Annotated in this window: 8 protein-coding genes; 6 read left to right on the top strand and 2 right to left on the bottom strand. The window is 45.1% G+C overall.

The window, feature by feature from the left end; genetic code table 11:
• The first annotated feature begins 21 nt into the window (after positions 1-21).
• The 5 genes from ABDW33_RS03595 (at position 22) to ABDW33_RS03575 (ending at position 12,625) form a co-directional block, all read left to right on the top strand.
• Entirely contained in the window at positions 22-1,071 is a 1,050-nt protein-coding gene (locus tag ABDW33_RS03595) for a FecR domain-containing protein (RefSeq protein ID WP_343688698.1), read from the top strand.
• An 88-nt stretch (positions 1,072-1,159) separates the two neighbouring features.
• The gene (locus ABDW33_RS03590) at positions 1,160-4,318 is read left to right on the top strand and encodes a TonB-dependent receptor (protein WP_343688697.1); all 3,159 of its coding nucleotides are present in this window, start codon (positions 1,160-1,162) and stop codon (positions 4,316-4,318) included.
• 17 nt (positions 4,319-4,335) lie between these two features.
• On the top strand, positions 4,336-5,937 hold the full coding sequence (locus tag ABDW33_RS03585) for a RagB/SusD family nutrient uptake outer membrane protein (protein WP_343688696.1): 1,602 nt from the start codon (positions 4,336-4,338) through the stop codon (positions 5,935-5,937).
• 198 nt (positions 5,938-6,135) lie between these two features.
• Positions 6,136-11,583, top strand: a complete 5,448-nt coding sequence (locus ABDW33_RS03580; protein ID WP_343688695.1) for an Ig-like domain-containing protein — start codon at positions 6,136-6,138, stop codon at positions 11,581-11,583.
• Positions 11,584-11,938: 355 nt separating this feature from the next.
• Complete coding sequence (locus tag ABDW33_RS03575) at positions 11,939-12,625, top strand: DUF6304 family protein (RefSeq protein WP_343688694.1); 687 nt, start codon at positions 11,939-11,941, stop codon at positions 12,623-12,625.
• A gap of 138 nt (positions 12,626-12,763) precedes the next feature.
• Here the strand turns inward: ABDW33_RS03575 and ABDW33_RS03570 are convergent, their stop codons facing one another.
• A complete protein-coding gene (locus tag ABDW33_RS03570; protein WP_343688693.1) occupies positions 12,764-13,231 on the bottom strand; it encodes a hypothetical protein in 468 nt (155 codons plus the stop codon).
• Between the two features lie 427 nt (positions 13,232-13,658).
• On the opposite strand from ABDW33_RS03570, the gene ABDW33_RS03565 reads away from it, so the two are divergent.
• A complete protein-coding gene (locus ABDW33_RS03565) occupies positions 13,659-15,035 on the top strand; it encodes a jacalin-like lectin (protein WP_343688692.1) in 1,377 nt (458 codons plus the stop codon).
• 495 nt (positions 15,036-15,530) lie between these two features.
• On the opposite strand, the gene uvrA is transcribed toward ABDW33_RS03565, so the two are convergent.
• Positions 15,531-18,050, bottom strand: a complete 2,520-nt coding sequence (gene uvrA / locus ABDW33_RS03560) for an excinuclease ABC subunit UvrA (RefSeq protein WP_343688691.1) — start codon at positions 18,048-18,050, stop codon at positions 15,531-15,533.
• Positions 18,051-18,334: the final 284 nt, after the last annotated feature.

Below are 18,334 nucleotides of genomic sequence, written 5' to 3'. Positions count from 1 at the left end.
TATCTAGCAGCTGTATACAATATGATAAATGATGAATTATTAAAACGGTTCTTCAGCAATCAATGCACACCGAAAGAAGCCCGCATGGTGGCGCATTACCTGCAGGAACATCCTGATATACAGGAGACATACCTGCCGGAAGAGGAATTCCTGCAATTACAGGAGGACCGGCACTTCCCGGAAATCGTTTCCCGGCAGTGGCTGAAAAATATTCATCAACAGACTGTATCTGCTCATCACCGGAAGAAATGGGCTCAACGACTGGCCATTGCTGCATTAACAGTGGGCGTATTAGTAGGTGGCTCCTTGTTAATGCTCCGCCGTGACCATCAAAAAGCGGCTACTGTTACTACCGGAATGACAGTAAAAATACCATCCGGACAACAGCAACTGACCACCAACACCAGCCGTAAAACCATGTTCATCCCATTACCGGATGGTTCTGTAGTAGGACTGTTGCCGGCAGCAACCATAATATATAATAAGGAATTCAAGGAAAACAGGAACATTTACCTGACAGGAGAAGCCGATTTTACTGTAGCACCTGATAAATCACATCCCTTCGTAGTGTACAGCGATGAACTATATACAACTGCACTGGGCACCTTTTTTCACGTAAAAGCTATCCCGGGGGAAGACATGATCGCCATAAGACTCAACAGCGGGAAAGTGCTGGTGCAAGGAGCTATCAATAATAAAAAAGTCATCAACGATGTCGTACTTACTCCTGGAAAAGAACTCAATTACTACCGCAAAACAGGAAAAGCTTTTGTGTTTGACTTCAAAACCAGGAATGCGGATATATTAGTAAGAGCTGGCAGCGATAGCACAACTTATACGAAACCGGACTGGTATAAATTTAATAATCAACCCATGTCGCAGGTATTGGATCAACTGAGCAATTACTATGGAATAGCTATCTACTATTACCCTTCAGATGTAATGGATATTTACTTTGATGGTAAATTTGAACGGACAGACTCGCTCGGGACGATCCTTACTGATTTGACGCTTCCCAATAATCTGAAACTGATCAGGAATGATAGCGGATTTATAATTAAGAGAAAATAATTCACCAACATAATGCTATTCCACAAATGGACGCTTTTGGCGCCCCAGGCTTAGTATGCCATACACTTAAAAAAAACTCGTTCCAGTTATGAAGATTTTCTATCGACCAAAATGGCGTTTGTCGCTGCTATCAATGATTTTGATAGCAGGCGTTTCAATGAACGTCTGCTCACAAAATCGCGTGCAGGTGACAGGCACTGTGCGTACAGATCAGGGAGACCTTCTTCCCAATGCCTCCGTAGTCACGCTCAATGAAACTACAAAGTATACCGCCGGTGTCGTAACTGACAGCAATGGCGTATTTCATTTTTCCGGATTACCTCTTGAAGGAAAATACTCTTTCACCGTTTCTTACATGGGTTTTGAAACCCATCGGCTGAATAACGTACTCCTGAAACCAGGCGCCACGCTCACTTTCTCAATACGTTTAGTCAAAACCATATCGGCGCTCAATGACATTGTCGTTATCGGTTATGGTAATGCTAAAAAGAAAGATGTGGTGGGCGCCATCAACGTTGTAACTGTGAAAGAAGCCGGTGCGGTAAATGCCACCAATCCATCGCAATTAATCATCGGTAAAGCCGCCGGCGTACAGGTCGTGCAAAGCAACGGTGGTGCCGGCGCAGATGCCCAGATTATTATCAGGGGTACCGGTAGCTTCACCGATATCAACCCTCTTTATGTGGTGGATGGTATACAGGGCACCAAAAACCTTTTTAATACACTCAATGCCCAGGATATTGAAAGTATCACCATCCTCAAAGATGCATCTTCTACGGCTATTTATGGCTCCGCAGCCGCCAATGGCGTAGTCATTATCACCACTAAAAAAGGAAAGGCCGGCCCTCCACGTATCAGCTTTACCTCGCAATGGGGTATTGCCAGGGCCTGGAAAAAATTGGACCTGCTCAATACTGCCCAATATGTGGACGCGCTGAAAGATCTCGCTGCTACCAAGAATACTGTGTTGCCCGCGAAATTTAACACAGGAACAGCTTTACAGGACAGTACCGACTGGCAGGACGCCATTTTCCGTAATGCCCTGGTATCAGAAAATGACCTGAACATACGCGGTGGTGGCGAAAAGGTAAACTATAGCGTATCTGCCACCTATATCAATCAGCAGGCAATATTAACGAATGCTACCAATAAGAGATTCCAGGCCCGTGTGGCACTCGAAGAAACGCTTGGCAGGTTCCGGTTTACGCAGAATATTATCGTCCGGCAATATACCGGCCAGGGCAACTACGCCAATATCGTTAATGCCATACAATATGCTCCTTATAAACCTATCCTGGACCCATCTGTCCAGGGTGGATATTCTATTCTCTCTAATATTGATGACTTCAGCAATGCCACTAACCCATTGCAGGAGATTGCCATGAAAAGCCAGAACAGCAAATCACTGGCCTTCTTTCCACAACTATCAGCAGAAATACGTATCATCAATGGATTAAAATTCCGTTCACAGTTTGCAGCAGAAGTGAACTCCAGCCGGAGTAACAGCTATCAGAAACAGTACCAGGCTTCAAATTTCCTGAACCAGGCCCGCCAATCAATGCTGACTTTTACGGAAAACTCCTACTACATGATTGAAAACTACCTGTCGTACGACAAACAATCCGGCAGGCACCAGTTATCTCTGATCGCGGGGCAAAGCTATATTGATCCGGGAATTACGAATGGCTCTTCCATCAGAGGTACCGGGCAACCAAATGACAATATCACCAATGTGGGCGTGGCTTCTTCCCAATCCGTTACCAATAGTTATTCAAACTACTCACGCCCTTCTCTGATATCCTACTACGGCAGGTTGAACTATACTTATAATGATAAGTATATACTGAACACCAGTTATAGAAGGGATGGTGCATCTAACTTTGGACCTAACAACCGTTACGGCAATTTTGCTGCCGTTGGTTTATCGTGGCGCTTTTCAGAAGAACCATTTATTAAAAATGTATTCCCGGTATTGTCAGAGGGAAAGCTGCGCACAAGTTGGGGACAAACCGGCAACAACAATATTCCCAATTTCCTGAATACCGCAAAAACCTACCAGGGCACTCCCGGCGGCGCATTGGTATACTCCCTGGGCAGTACCGAAACATTCGTATCCGGTACTACCCTGACAACGGTAAGCAACCCGGATTTAAAATGGGAACAAACTAATCAAACCGATATAGGCATCGACCTGGCCTTTTTACAAAACCGCCTCACCGTTGAAGCTGACTGGTACGACCGCAAAAGTACCGGACTGCTGGTAACAACTTTCCTGCCAGCCAGTATAGGTATAAGTCTCACCGGTACCCAGCCCCGTAAAACAGTCAATGCAGCAGACGCCCGAAATAAAGGTTTTGAGTTGACCGTCGGGTATAGAGATAAGATCAATAACAACTTCAGTTTCAATGTGAGTGTAAACGGTGCTATTAACCACAACGAAGTGTTATCGCTGGGTGATCAGTTTTCGGCCCCTATCCAGGCTGGCGCCTTTACTCCGGTACCCGCCACCACTTATACAGCAGCAGGCAATGCAATCGGCTCCTTCTATGGTTACCGGCATGATCATGTGGCCAGGGATGCTGACGAAATAGCTATGCTAAATAATGCGGCCGCTAAAAAAACAGGCAAACCGGAAGCAAAGTACCAGGATGGTTTATTGCCGGGTGATTTTATTTATAAAGATATTGACGGCGATGGCGTAGTGACTGCAAAGGACCAGGAAATACTAGGCAATGCTATGCCCAAATATATTTACGGGATCAATGCCGGTATCACTTTTAGAAACTTTGACCTGAACCTGGTATTGTCAGGCATTACGGGACTAAAACTTCTCAATGGCTTAAAACTTAATACCAGCTTTATGTCTACAGGGCATAACGCCGGCACTGACATCCTGGACAGGTGGCGTAAGCCCGGCGATGTAGCTGCTTTGCCAAGGATAGGTCAGAATGTAACAGGCAACGGTAATCTGCGTCCATCCGACTGGTGGCTGGAAGATGGCAGCTACCTGCGTTTACGGAACATTACTATCGGATACAATGCTCCTTTACCGATGTTAAATAATCTCACCAAAGGCACCGTTAATTCGCTCCGCATTTACTTAGCAGCACAAAACCTGTTTACCATCACCAGGTACACCGGATACGATCCGGAAATAGCAGGTGACTACCTGTTTGCACGCGGTATTGACCAGGGGCAGGTGCCACAACCAAGAACTTTCCTGGCAGGTATTCAATTAGGGTTTTAATTTCTAAAAGTGATTTTATGAAGAAATATATACATCAATTACTGCTGATAGTGGGGCTGATAATGACTTTTTCCGGATGTAAAAAATCGCGTCTCGACCTCGTAGACCAGAGTGCTTATGCATATGAGACCTATTTCACCAACATCGGAGCGCTGAACCAGGCTACTATTGCCAGTTACGCCACCCTCCTACATCCCGGATTATGGGCCAGGGAGTATTACTACATTTTTGACCTGATGGGGAATGAAGCAAAGCGTGCCAGCTTTCTGCTGGGTGCAGAGCAGGAACTGGGCGATTATAGTTTTGGTACCAACAACGCAGATCTGAGTGCATTATGGAGTTCACTCTACCGGATGATATTCCGCACTAACCTGGTGATAGACCGGGCAGCGGCGTGGAATCCTACAGCCAACGCAGATCGGGCCAAACTGAATCAATACCTGGCAGAGGTAAAGTTCCTCAGGGCGTATGCGTATTTCCATTTAGTAACCTTGTGGGGAGATGTACCACTGTATATCGACTATCAAACGACGCTTCAAAACAACTATTTATCCCGTAGTCCAGCTGCTGACGTATGGAAGCAGATAGAAAAAGATCTGACAGAAGCAGAGGCAACTACAGAATTACCCATTGTATATCCTGCCGGAGAATTAGGCAGGGCAACCAAGGGCGCTGTGATAGCGCTGCTCGGCAAGGTTTATCTTTACCAGAAGAAATGGGGGCTTGCACAATCTTCCTTCGAAAAACTGATGACTGCACCGTACACTTACAAACTCGATCCCTCATTTGATAATGTTTTCAGCACGGTGAATCAGAACACACCGGAAAATATCTTTCAGATCATGAATCAGCAGTGGACCGACTGGGCCATTGGATCCCCCTACTATATGTTTGGAAATGGTGCGGAACAAGTAGGTAAACAAACGCATAGTGGTCGCGCTATGGAATATGGCTGGAATGACTGGAAGAACGTATACATCAGCAATTCAGCTGTGAAAGCATTCACCTATCCCGATCCGGTAACAGGCAATCCATATACTGATCCACGTGCCAGATCTACCTTCTATGGCACTGCTGCTTCAGGAGGAGATATCATGTACTGCCAGCAATGTGCTACCGGTGCAAAAAATTTTCCTTTTGACGCGACTGATCCACAGGGTGACTATCGCTGGAAGAAATACGAATATTACAATCTCGTGGAAAAATATGGTGATCCTAAAAGTCCTATCAACGGGCAGGTGATCCGCCTGGCTGATGTGATGCTGATGCTGGCCGAAGCTTATATACAACAAGGTAATTCCGGTGATGCTCCACTTGCGCTGATCGACAGTGTACGCGCCCGTTCTCATGCCGTTTTGTATGCAAACCTGGGAGATCAGGCCAATGCCATGAAAATATTGATGCGCGAACGCCAACTTGAATTATGTGGAGAGCAATGCCGGTATTTCGACCTGCTGAGATGGGGAATTATCAAGCAAACTATCAACGCGGAAAAAGCTGTTGAACCCGGAAGCGGCACACAACCTTTCCTTGATAAACACCTGCTGTTCCCTATCCCCGATGTAGAGAAAAATTACAATCCTAATGTGGCCAAAGACATTAAAAATGGCTGGAACTAATACCCTTTAAAGGTTAACCAAGGCAAGGAAACATAGTATAAAAGAAAATGAAGACCATGTTGTGCGCTTAAACACCCGACATGATCTATTGGTAACTTATGTCTGTTCACTACAAACATTTGTAAACGTTGCTATGAAATGATGTACCAGATGAAATATATGAAGACCATCTAATCAATCCTTAATAATTCCACTCTTATGAAGACAAAAAAAGTCTACTACACATTGCTGTTAACAATTTTTTGCCTGGCTGCTTTGCACGGTGTACACGGGCAATTGTACACCTGGAACCAGGTGCGGATAGGCGGTTCCGGATCGATACCTTCTTTTGTAGCGCATCCTAAGGTACCCGACCTTTATTTTATTACTACTGATGTAGGTACTCCTTACCGATGGAATAAGAACCTGCAGAAATGGGAGCATTTAATGTTATTTAAAAAAATACCGGACAACTACTGGAACTGGGAATTCAACCAGCGTTGCGGCAGCCTTGCAGTAGATCCAAACGATGCTACCGGTAATATCCTGTATGCTACTGTGGAGAACAGCGCCGGCCCGGCCCCTGGCAAGGGTTCAAGTGCTGTAGGTACTATCCTGAAGAGTACTGACAGGGGCGACTCCTGGACGGATCTCCATGTTCCGGTTGTAGTACACCCGAATAGTACGCAACAATACGTAAACCGTATACAGGTCGATCCTTCCAATAGTAACATCGTATGGGTTGTTACAGATCAGAATGGCGCCTGGAAATCGGAAAATGCCGGCACAAGCTGGTTGCAGGTAAACGCTGTCAGTACGTCGGGCGCCTGTGCGTTTATCCTTTTCGACCCAAGTGCCGGGACTGTTGTAGTGAATGGTCAGCAGGTGACGAAACGGATTTACATTGGCCGGTATACCGGTGTATGGGTTTCTGAAGATGGCGGGGCCTCTTTTACACTAATGAGTAACAGCCCGCAGGCTGCCGGCCAGGCGACGATTCATGCAGATGGAACCCTGTATGTATCTGCCGGCTCCCCCAGTGTGAAAAAGGGGGTGTTCAAATACAAGGGTGGCAGCTGGCAGGACGTGTCTCCTGTAATTTTAGATAATGTCAACCAATACTTCTCAAAAGTGGCGGTGAATCCCGCTAATTCAGATGATATTGTTGTAAGTACCCGGGGACTCTGGCAAAAGAATCCTTATTATATTTCAAGGCGTGGCGGAGCCCCAGGCTATTACTCACAGGGAAAGATCACCCGCGATAATTCTGAAGCACCACATTCAGCGAATGACGGCTTATACTACAATTCACCTGCGCATAACGCAGCTGCATTTACCTGGGATCCGTTTTACCCGAACAGGGTATGGATCAACGATATGCTGGACGTACTGAGCACAGATAATATCTTTGACCCTGTTTCCAACTGGAAGATCCGCGTGGTAGGCCTTGAAGAGATCATGGTAACCGGCCCGATGGTAGCACCGCCAGGTGGTAAGAACCTCCTGCTCACCGCTACCGCTGATGTTGGCGGCGGCCACCACCGTTCTCTTACTGAGCCATTGAACCAGGGTGCTCTATCCAATACCGCCTTACACAATGGTATCAATACGGCGTTTAATATGCAGACGGTCGCTTTCCAGTATACCGACCCTAATTTTATTGTCCGTGTAGGTTGCGACGGCGCGGAAACTTATGACGTCAATCTATCACATGCAGGTTACTCCACCGATGGTGGTGATACCTATACTGTATTTCCAAAATCACCTGGTCTGCGCGGGCGTTTGGCAGTATCAGCCAATCGCAGGAATATCGTCTGGCTTACGCAGATAGATGCTAATGGTCCCGGTAATGTTTACTGGTCAGAAGATCTTGGCACTACCTGGACAAAAGCCACCGGTGTTTCTTCGGGCATCTTACCCTCTGGGGTGCAGTGGACCCTTTATCCAGGGGAAAACCATCTTGTAGCGGATAAGGTGAACGGCGATTATTTCTATATCTGGGACCGCGGTTCGTTTTATGTCAGCAACAATGGTGGAAAATCATTCCAAAAAACAACTGCTACCGGCCTTACTGCAAACGCCGGCAGTAATCCCAATGGCTCTTCTTATGCCACCACCTCCAATATTGATGTAACGCCGGGGAAAACAGGTGATGTCTGGATAGCATTTTACGATGATTCCCATCCTGAATACAGCGCCCTTTATCATACCTCAGACACTGGTAAAACCTTTAGTAAGGTAGGTGGAGATTCATTTAAACCCAAGTGGATAGCTGCCACCATGTCTGATACAACTGCTGGTGCGCATGTGGCTTTATATGCTACAAGCCAGCTGCTTCCCATTAACGGCATTACACACGGAGCCTTCCGCTCTGACGATACCGGTCGTACCTGGACGACCATCTCAGACCGGGTACCAGGTATCGTGCAGAATATTACGGCAGACAATAAAGGAAGAATGTTTGCAGCCATCAGTGGAAATGGTATCTATTTTGGCTCCCCGGTGGCCGGTCCTGTGCAGTCTGTAGAAATAGTCAATTCCGGATCAGATACCCTTACAAAAGGATTCTCTGTCAAGCTGAACGTAAAGCTCACGCCCGCCTATCCCACCAACCCGTCCGTCACCTGGAGCTCGTCTGATACCTCAATAGCTAAAGTGGACGCTTATGGGAACGTAAACGGTGTAAACGCAGGTACCGTCACTATTACTGTCACATCGGTTGATGGGGGGAAAATAAGCACCCGACAGATCGTCGTCATTCCACCGGTTATATCCACCGGTATTACGATAGACAGTATACTGTATGGTACTATGAATACACCCAAACAGATGGTGGCCACCGTTACCCCCGCCAACACGACTAATAAAACCCTGTACTGGTCGGTGGCGGATAGTACGATCGCAAAAGTGGATGCCAACGGTGTGGTGACCGGCTTAAAACTGGGCACTACTACCCTCACCGTCTCGACGGCAGACGGAGGCTCGTCCAGCACCTCACAACTGATTGTGAACACCATTGTGACTGCCATCAACGCAGGTACTACAGCCCCGGCGGGAGGTCAGCCAACACCCTATCAGAATATAACAATTGGCCAGTATATGCCCGAAGGGCCTACCGGCACCGATAAACTCTGGCACGCAGGGTACACCTGGATCGTCCGTAATGCGGCCACGATGGACCTTAGCCAGGTAACATCACCTGCTCCCAGACAGGTATATGAATATATGCGCATTGGCAAAATTAATACGACCCAGCTGCGCTATTATTTCCGCAACCTGATTCCTAATGCTAACTATGCGGTGCGCCTGCACTTTGTTGAGCCCAGCGACGCAGACAAAGCCACCCGGATCTTTAACGTGCGGACCAGCGGCGACAGCCTTATGAATTTCAACATCTACCAGGCCGCAGGCAATAAGCTGAATACCGTAATTACACGTACCCTTCAGGCAAAAGCTGACAACGCCGGTGTAATCACTGTACAATTCATTCCCAAAGCTGGCACCAATGATCCTTATAGCGCTTCTATAGCTGCGCTTGAAGCCGCGATCATTCCATTACAGGGAATCAGTGTCTATTCAGACAGCAGCAATCTCTATGTAGGCTATCAGGACACGCTGAAGCTGACCACCACACCAGCCAATGCCACCAACCGGAACCTGGTATATAAGTCTTCCAATGAAGCCATCGCTACTGTAGACCTGAATGGGGTGGTAACAGGAAAAGCTGCCGGCACAGTTACTATCACCGCTACATCTGTTGAAAGTAATTTTGCGGCTACCAAAACCTATACGGTTATCTATATCCCTGTTACGTCACTAACCCTGGATAGCACTTCCGTAAATGTATTTGTAGGATCAACCTTCCAGTTGAATGCCATCTTCAACCCGGCAAAAGCCAGCAACAAAGGAGTGTTATGGACATCTTCAGATACAACCATAGCCAAAGTGAGCAATAGCGGTACTGTCAGTGGTATCAAACAAGGAGACGTAATCGTAACAGCCGCCGCAGCAGACAACCCGGCTATTGTTGCACAAGCCAATATTCATGTAGCCAATGTACTGGCCACTAACCTTACATTACAACCATCCAACGCCATTATCGGGGCAATGGATACCCTGCGGGTAAAAGTCTCCTTCCTGCCGGCCAATACCTCGATTAAAAGAGTAACCTGGAGTAGTTCAGATGCATCGTTAGCAACGGTTGACAGTACAGGGCTTGTCACTGCCCTCCAGCCAGGCACCCTGACGATTAGTGTCAACACCCTGGATAACTCTGGCGTTTCAGCCACCTTATCGGTAACGGTGGTACCTTTTGATTCATGTGGAGGAATTCCGAATGATGGTTTTGAAAGCGGTCTTATTAACTGGATTTCCTATAAAGAATCCGTTGCTACTGTGGGCGCTGCATATGCCGTTAGCGGGAAAGGACATTCCGGTGATAAAGCCGTGACACTCGGTTCTACAACAGCAAGCACCGCTTTGAACATAAAAGGTTCCATCCCGGTAAGAGGTGGCAGCGTCATCGTATTTACCCAGTGGGTGAAAGTAGAAAAAGACGCCACCGGCTACCCATGGTGGGCTGGATATGGTATTGGATTTGTAAATAACCAGGACAGCGCTACCGGTACCGTATATTCAAAACAAATCGACAATGTGATTGCATACCGGGAAAACTGGGCGCAGATAAGAGATACAATCAATGTACCTGACAGTGCAACAGGGCTTACTTATTGGATATCCAAGGTAGGATTCGGCACTGTATGGGTAGATGATTATTGCATAGAAGTTTTAAGGACAAATAAATCGGCAGTGTATGGTATCAATGCAGGCACCACAGTAACACCTGCCGGTCCTTATGCTAATACCACTTTTGCGCAATATGTTCCTGAAGGCCCTACCGGTCCTAATAATCTATGGCATGCAGGTTATACCTGGGTACAAAGAGTGACTGCACAGGTAGATCTATCATATGTAACCGATCCCGCTCCTCCGCAGGTATATGAATATATACGCATCTTCAAAGACAATACCACCCAGATGCGTTATTACCTGCGTGGCCTCACTCCTAACACCACGTATGCCATCCGGTTACACTTCGTGGAACCACATGATACGGAAAAGAATAATAGAACTTTCAGTGTAAAAGCCACCAATGGCATTGATAGCCTGACTGACTTTAACATCTACCAGGCCGCGGGTAACCGGTTGAATACCGCTGTTATCAAGACTATAAGGGCAACAGCAGACAACGCCGGTTTAATACAGGTAACTTTTTATCCTAAAAAAGGTTTGTATGATCCTTACAGCGGTTCAATAGCAGCTATTGAGGTGCGGACCTTACAACCAGGAGATACGGTGCAAAGTGTAACTGCCACTCAAAACACGATTGCAGTGGTCAGCAACAAATTAAACACCCCTGTCAAACTGGATTTTGTAACAGAAGTATATCCAAATCCTTCCAACAGCGTGTTCAGGATAAAACTGACATCTTCCTCAAAAGCACCGGCGCTTCTCATTATTGTTAATAACAGTGGTAGCCCGGTTTATTCTACAAGGATAAATGCCGGCGTTAATTACGAACTTGGCCAGGATCTGAAACCAGGTATTTATTATATAAATATCAGGCAAGGTACTCAAAGCAAGACGATGAAAGTTGTGAAATACTAAGCAATATTCAACTAAAAAAAAGCTGCCTCATTTATTTATGAGGCAGCTTTTTTTTGCTGCATGTCTATAGAACCCTATTTGTAAGGTAACGGTTCAACAAATAATTTCTCTCTACAAAAGCCAATAATCTGTTACTGTCATTGGCGCCATATTTTTTAGAAAGCTTCGGGACTACACACTTGTGGGAGAATATAAATATAAAAAACGGCCGCAACTGAAAAATAATCGTACTTATGGCCCGTTATAGTTCAATGAATTCTATTAAGCTAACTGTCTGTGAATTTTTGAGATAATCATTGATTGATAAAAACATGAAACAATAAATTGATATTTTAGCGATTGTAATTTGATAATAATGCAGACCTATAAAGGAACCTATACAGACGATTTTGGAACGATTGATATTATTGTTGAAAACGATTTCAGTACATTGTCCTGTGTAATTGACGGTGTACGATTTTCCGGCGGGCAGCTTTCAGATTTTGAAGCAAGTAATAAATATACAGCGGAAGAGCTGGCAAGATTTACTTTTTATGAAATCCGGATATATAATTCAGAGCGCACTGTTCAAATGCTTTGTAACTGTATATTTTCGATTATTATCCCACAGATCATTATTGACAAATCATCGAATACAACGTTTGATGTTGATTTGAAACTTGAATATTCACTAGGCAAACCAAGGCTTCTTCCCGGGCAAGGAATTGAACATGAACATATAAAAGCAGGTTTCATTATAAATGGACAAAACTTTGAGGGTACAGGAGAGGATGTGGAAACTGTTTTTGATCAGATCAGTAAGCAGTTTAACGACAGGTATCAGTTTAAGAATTGCTATGGCTGCATGTTTGGCGACTACAGTGTGTATGGACAAAGTAGTTTTGGCGGCATGCTTTGCTATGTGTTGCAAAAAGAGGAATATTTAAAAGTAAAAACAAAAAATGATTATACTTTATTATCGGAAGAGGTAAGCCTGGTGCAGGAGACATATATCTGTGAAAAATATGAACCCCGCAAACCGGGAACAGGTTACAGGGGTTGATTAAAAATAAGAATAGCGCTTAATAGCGCCTCGATATTCATCAATAACATGTTAGGAAATGATTTTCTACTTATAAGCACACGCAAAATAAAAAGAAGCTGTCTCAGTTACTTTTGAGACAGCTTCAAATAATTATATTCAGATTTGATTGCCGATTACATATCCGCTGAGGCTATTTACATTCCGTATTGTAGACCGGTTAAAGTGATAAAAGAGAAGTGTTTCCAGGGTATAGATGTGCCTGATCAATCGTCCTTCCCTAAAAAAAACCTTCTGTGTAGAGACTTCTCTTATCAACTCACAATCAGCTTCCAGATATTCCCCTAGTGGAGAAATAATGTGTGTTATATTACCTGGTGGTATATATATGCCGGAAAAAAGGTTATTCAATGTTTCTATGTTCCTGACCCATCGCCATTGGCCCTCGAATCTCCACATAATAGCCATATTGTAACGGATAAATGTGCCTTCCAGGCCCTCTGTGGGCGCTTTATCGGTACAGGGGATTGTCATGGCAAGGGCGGTGTAATCGGGGAATGAATTTGCATTTGCAAGGGTCGGTACGGTAAATAGGCTAACGAAAAGAAATAACAGACGGTTTGTCATGTTTGGGTTTTTAATGATGAAAATTTAATGTGAATATGGGAGTAAAGATCCGATTATTCACTGCAGTGTGATTGCGTCCAGACCGTTAAAAGCTGTCAAATTCGACAAATCAAGGGGCATTTACGACAACTTGCATAAGCTACATTACCTGCCTGTTTTATTGAGATCGCCCAACAGTATTGATGTGTAGCGTTTTCTTCTAAATGCCACATTGATCCGAACAACAATGCCGTTGATTAACTAATTGTTAAGCACTAGGGTATTTTCTGATTGAAACGAATTATTATTAGATGTAAGTTAAGAATGCCGGCTCTTTACTTGTGATTTCCTGATGAAAGTAAATGTTTAATTTTTTTAAGTATAACCCGTGCTCGTTCGCCACGCATCGAGCAAAGGTATTCTGTGCAATTATTTAAATAAAAAAACCATGAAAAGAATTAATGTTTTTTTCCAGTTGCTTGTTTTTGCTGTATCCGTAGTTACGACCAGTTGTAACAAACAATCCATACAAACGGAGCCTGCACTGCCAACCGGCAATGATGTCAGCAAAGCCATGCACACTGAAACTGCTACCGGGGGTACCTTTAATGTTCTTACCTACAATATTGCCGGCCTGCCCCAGATATTGTCGAGTGCTACTACTCCACGAGACTCCAGTACTTCATTGATTGGCAGATTGATTAATGTCTATGATATTGTTCACGTGCAGGAAGACTTTAATTATCATGCTTACCTTTACGACAAAGGCAATGTTCATCCTTATCGTTCTGCTACCAGTGGTGGGGCTGGCATTGGAGATGGCTTAAACTCACTGTCTTATTTCCCGATGACAGATTTTACCCGCGTTACCTGGAATAAACGCATTAACGAAAATGCATTGACGCCTAAAGGATTTACTTATTGCCGTTACCGCGTAGCAGAAGGTGTATATATTGATGTGTATAACCTGCATACCAATGCAGAATCTGATGCTGCTTCTATTGCTGCCCGTGCCGATAACCTGTTACAGTTAAGTAATTACATTGCTGCTAATTCTGCAGGAAATGCCGTAATTGTTATGGGTGATACCAATGGTCGTTATACACGCGATAATAACCTGCGTTTGTTGCTCACTTCCAATGGTACCAAAGATGCCTGGATTGAACTGATCCGTGGTGGCAATATTCCTGCTTTGGGTGCAGATCCTATCGTATGTGATTTCCCGAATGTTACCAATACCTGCGAAATAGTCGATAAAATCTATTATCGCGGCAGCAAGTTTGTTCAATTAACTGCCGCTGGCTACAATGTAGTTAACACTTTTGTGAATGCAAATGGCCAGCAGTTGAGCGATCACTCACCGCTTACCTGCAATTTCACTTACCAACTGAACAGCTCTTTCCGTATGAGTGATTTATTTGGTGGTCCACACGGTACACCGTTTAACGATATGGCTACTCTTACTGAAAGCAGTAATGCGGTGTCTTTCACTATCAGAGGTGCCAACCGTATTGATGCGGTGGGGGCTACTTATGCTGACGGTACGACATTGACACATGGCGGTACAGGTGGAACTGCCCAAACGCTGACTTTGCAGAGTGGTGAAACCGTTAGTTCTATTATGCTTTGTGAAGGCAAGTATAACAATACTACCCGGATCTTCTACCTGAAGCTTACCACCAGCACCGGCCGTACGTTGGAGGTAGGTACAAAAAATTCAGATACTGTTACTTATTCCGCACCAGCTGGCTATAAAATCACTGGCTTCTTTGGTAATTCCGGAGATGAAGTAGATAAACTGGGTGTGATTTATACATTGAAATAACAGCTTCATATAAGATCATTTTTATGCGATACATTCATTAAATAAATTATTCTACTGGCTGCTGTTTTTCACATTCATTCCACTAAAGAAGCCAATATTAATTAAATCTTCTTCAAACGGATTCTAAACTTGTTGTTTCCAGTCAGTAGAAAAAGCAGGAAGATGACTCATAAGTAAAAATAGGCGCTGAGAATCACTTAAACGGATACCCGACTCCACCAGGGATACGAAGAAAAAGAGGCTGTATCGTACTTATGATACAGCCTCTTGCCATTTAAATCTATCTGGATGAATTTCCAGATGTTTGTTCTCAACTTTATAAGCCTTCGAAATCAAATGTGTTAAATCATCCTGCGCTTAGCTTTCCGGTTAATTCAGGTCAATACATTGTTTTCTTTAATTCCTGATTTTTCCTGTTTTAACACTATTGCAGCCATGTCAGTTACCCGGTAAATAAACACTCCTGATCAGTTGTCATTTAGTTTGTGAACCGGTTCATACATACCGGGATAAATAAGCAGCTGTTTTACTCCTTTTATTTTTCGCAACCGCCGCTGGTATCCCTTCCGCAACGATCCTTCCGCCTTGTTCGCCGGCACCCGGCCCAATGTCGATCACCCAATCGCTTTGCGCAATAACGTGCATATCGTGCTCAACTACAATCACCGTGTTGCCCACATCTACCAGCGAATTTAACTGCACCATGAGTTTCTCTACATCTGAAGGGTGTAATCCTGTCGTGGGTTCATCCAGCACATAAAGCGTATGGCCCCGTTGCGAACGTTGTAGTTCCGTTGCCAGTTTGATGCGTTGTGCTTCACCGCCTGATAGCTCTGTAGCAGGCTGACCTAACCTTAAATAACCTAACCCAACCTGTCGCACAACATCAAGGCTACGCCGCAGGATTTCCTCTTCTTTAAAAAATTCCCATGCAGCATCTACTGTCATCGAGAGTACTTCGGCGATATTCTTATCCTTATACTTTATTTCGAGCGTTTTGTCGTTGTACCGTGTGCCGTGGCAGGTAGGACAGGGTGAATATACACTTGGCAGGAACAACAGTTCCACCATTACAAAGCCTTCCCCCGTGCAATGTGGACAACGACCCTTGGCTACATTAAACGAAAAACGGCCTGCATCGTAACGACGGGCTTTCGCCATTTTCGTTCCTGCAAAAAGTTTACGCACATGGTCAAACAAGCCGGTGTAGGTAGCAAGGTTTGACCTGGGTGTACGACCGATCGGTTTTTGATCCACCCGCACCATGCGTTTCACTTGTTCCATCCCTTCCGTTATCCGCCCAGAAGAAAGAACTGTCTCTTCCTCCAGTAAATCCTGTTGATCTTCTGTTGGCGGATCTATTTCCTGGCCCAGTTGCGCGGCAACAAGTTCTATCAGTGCCTGGCTGACAAGACTGCTTTTACCTGAGCCGGAAACACCCGTCACACTCGTTAAAACGCCTAACGGAAAAGAAACATCCAGGTTGCTGAGATTATTGCGGGAGATTCCTTCCAACCGCAGCCAGCTTGCCGCAGTTCGTGCAGTTCTTTTAGGCAGGATCGCCTGCGTTATATATCGCCGGGTTACAGAGGCCTCTATTTCCTGCAACCCGCTTAAAGGCCCGCTATATAGAATTTCACCGCCGTTAACACCGGCGGCAGGACCGACATCTACCACCCAGTCAGCATGCCGGATGATATCTACTTCATGCTCGACAACAAAAAGCGAATTGCCGGCATCATTCAGCTTATCCAGCGCGCGCAGCAAAGCCTCCGTATCCGCCGGATGAAGGCCAGCAGAAGGTTCATCGAGAACATACACCACGCCGAATAAATTTGAACGCACCTGTGTTGCGAGCCGTAGTCTTTGTAACTCACCCGGCGATAGCGTGGGCGTGCTGCGTTCCGGTGTAAGGTAGCCAAGACCGAGATCAAGCATGATAGACAGCCTTGCCACAAGATCTTCAGCAATACGTTGCGCCACGATTGCTTTTTCAGGGTGCAGTTCATTTATTTTATCAAACGATTCGTGCCTGGCATAAGGACTAAAAATTTTATTCAGCTCATACAATTGAAGGCGCGATATTTCTGTAATATCATAGCCGGCAAATTTTACAGACAGAGATTCTTTTCTTAATCTTTTGCCATTGCATACCGGGCAATCTGCGCCTGACATAAACTGCATTACCCGCTTTTTCATTAGCTGGCTTTGCGTATTAGCAAAGGTCTGCATGACATACCGCCTGGCACCTGTGAATGTGCCCATGTAGCTCGGCTCCAATTTTTGGTTCAGTGCCTTCTTCACTTCTTTTGCAGAAAAGCCTGAATACACAGGAACGGTTGGCTGTTCGTCTGTAAATAATATCCAGTCACGGTCTTTCTTCGGTAGATCACGCCACGGCTTATCTACATCATAGCCGAGCGTCATCAGTATCTCGCGCAGGTTTTGCCCCTGCCAGGCAGTAGGCCACGCAGCAATGGCGCGTTCACGGATCGTGAGACTATCATCTGGTACCATCGATTTTTCGGTCACATCATAGATACGACCGAGTCCGTGACAGTTGGGACAAGCCCCTTCTGGTGTATTGGGTGAAAAGCCTTCGGCATAGATGATCGATTGTCCTTTGGGATAGTCGCCTGCCCTGGAAAACAACATGCGGAGCAGGTTGGATAGCGTTGTTACACTACCCACAGAAGAACGTGTGGTGACTGCGCCGCGTTGTTGTTGTAAGGCAACAGCAGGCGGCAGGCCTTCGATCTCATCTACTTCAGGAATGGACATTTGGTTAAATAACCGTCTTGCATAAGGTGAGACTGATTCCAGGTAACGGCGTTGCGCTTCTGCATACAAAGTGCCAAATGCCAGCGAAGATTTACCTGAGCCCGATACACCTGTAAAAACAACCAGCGCGTTACGCGGTATGTCAACATTGATATTTTTAAGATTGTGTTCCCTTGCACCCCGCACGCGCACAAAATCGCCAGTCGATGTTTTTTTTGATTGCCCTTCCTTCATAAATGAATATTATAAACGTTTTGATACTACTACAATTTAAGCTGTAGTACTTATAACAAATACCATACTATCAAGATACGGCGGCCTGGGGTACAGGAAAACTCTTTCTTTTTGCAATGCGGCAAGTCCGACTCATCAGAACCGAACGCGGGACCATGCGATTTCGGACATTATCAGTTAGGCAAAACAACTTAAAAATTGAATATTAACACGTTACAAAGCTGGAACAATGATACCGAAATCTGTTTTAGAAGAAAAAAGACTACTGCATATTCAATAATAGT

It is taken from the genome of Chitinophaga sp., assembly GCF_039596155.1.
Lineage (GTDB): Bacteria > Bacteroidota > Bacteroidia > Chitinophagales > Chitinophagaceae > Chitinophaga.
Note: the sequence above shows the minus strand (reverse complement) of the source record. Positions and strands in the feature narration are given on the sequence as shown.

Coding starts and splice junctions, on each gene's coding strand:
- uvrA (WP_343688691.1), bottom strand. CDS start 18,050: ATGAAGGAAGGGCAATCAAAAAAAACATCGACTGGCGATTTTGTGCGC.
- ABDW33_RS03595 (WP_343688698.1), top strand. CDS start 22: ATGATAAATGATGAATTATTAAAACGGTTCTTCAGCAATCAATGCACA.
- ABDW33_RS03580 (WP_343688695.1), top strand. CDS start 6,136: ATGAAGACAAAAAAAGTCTACTACACATTGCTGTTAACAATTTTTTGC.
- ABDW33_RS03565 (WP_343688692.1), top strand. CDS start 13,659: ATGAAAAGAATTAATGTTTTTTTCCAGTTGCTTGTTTTTGCTGTATCC.
- ABDW33_RS03575 (WP_343688694.1), top strand. CDS start 11,939: ATGCAGACCTATAAAGGAACCTATACAGACGATTTTGGAACGATTGAT.
- ABDW33_RS03590 (WP_343688697.1), top strand. CDS start 1,160: ATGAAGATTTTCTATCGACCAAAATGGCGTTTGTCGCTGCTATCAATG.
- ABDW33_RS03585 (WP_343688696.1), top strand. CDS start 4,336: ATGAAGAAATATATACATCAATTACTGCTGATAGTGGGGCTGATAATG.
- ABDW33_RS03570 (WP_343688693.1), bottom strand. CDS start 13,231: ATGACAAACCGTCTGTTATTTCTTTTCGTTAGCCTATTTACCGTACCG.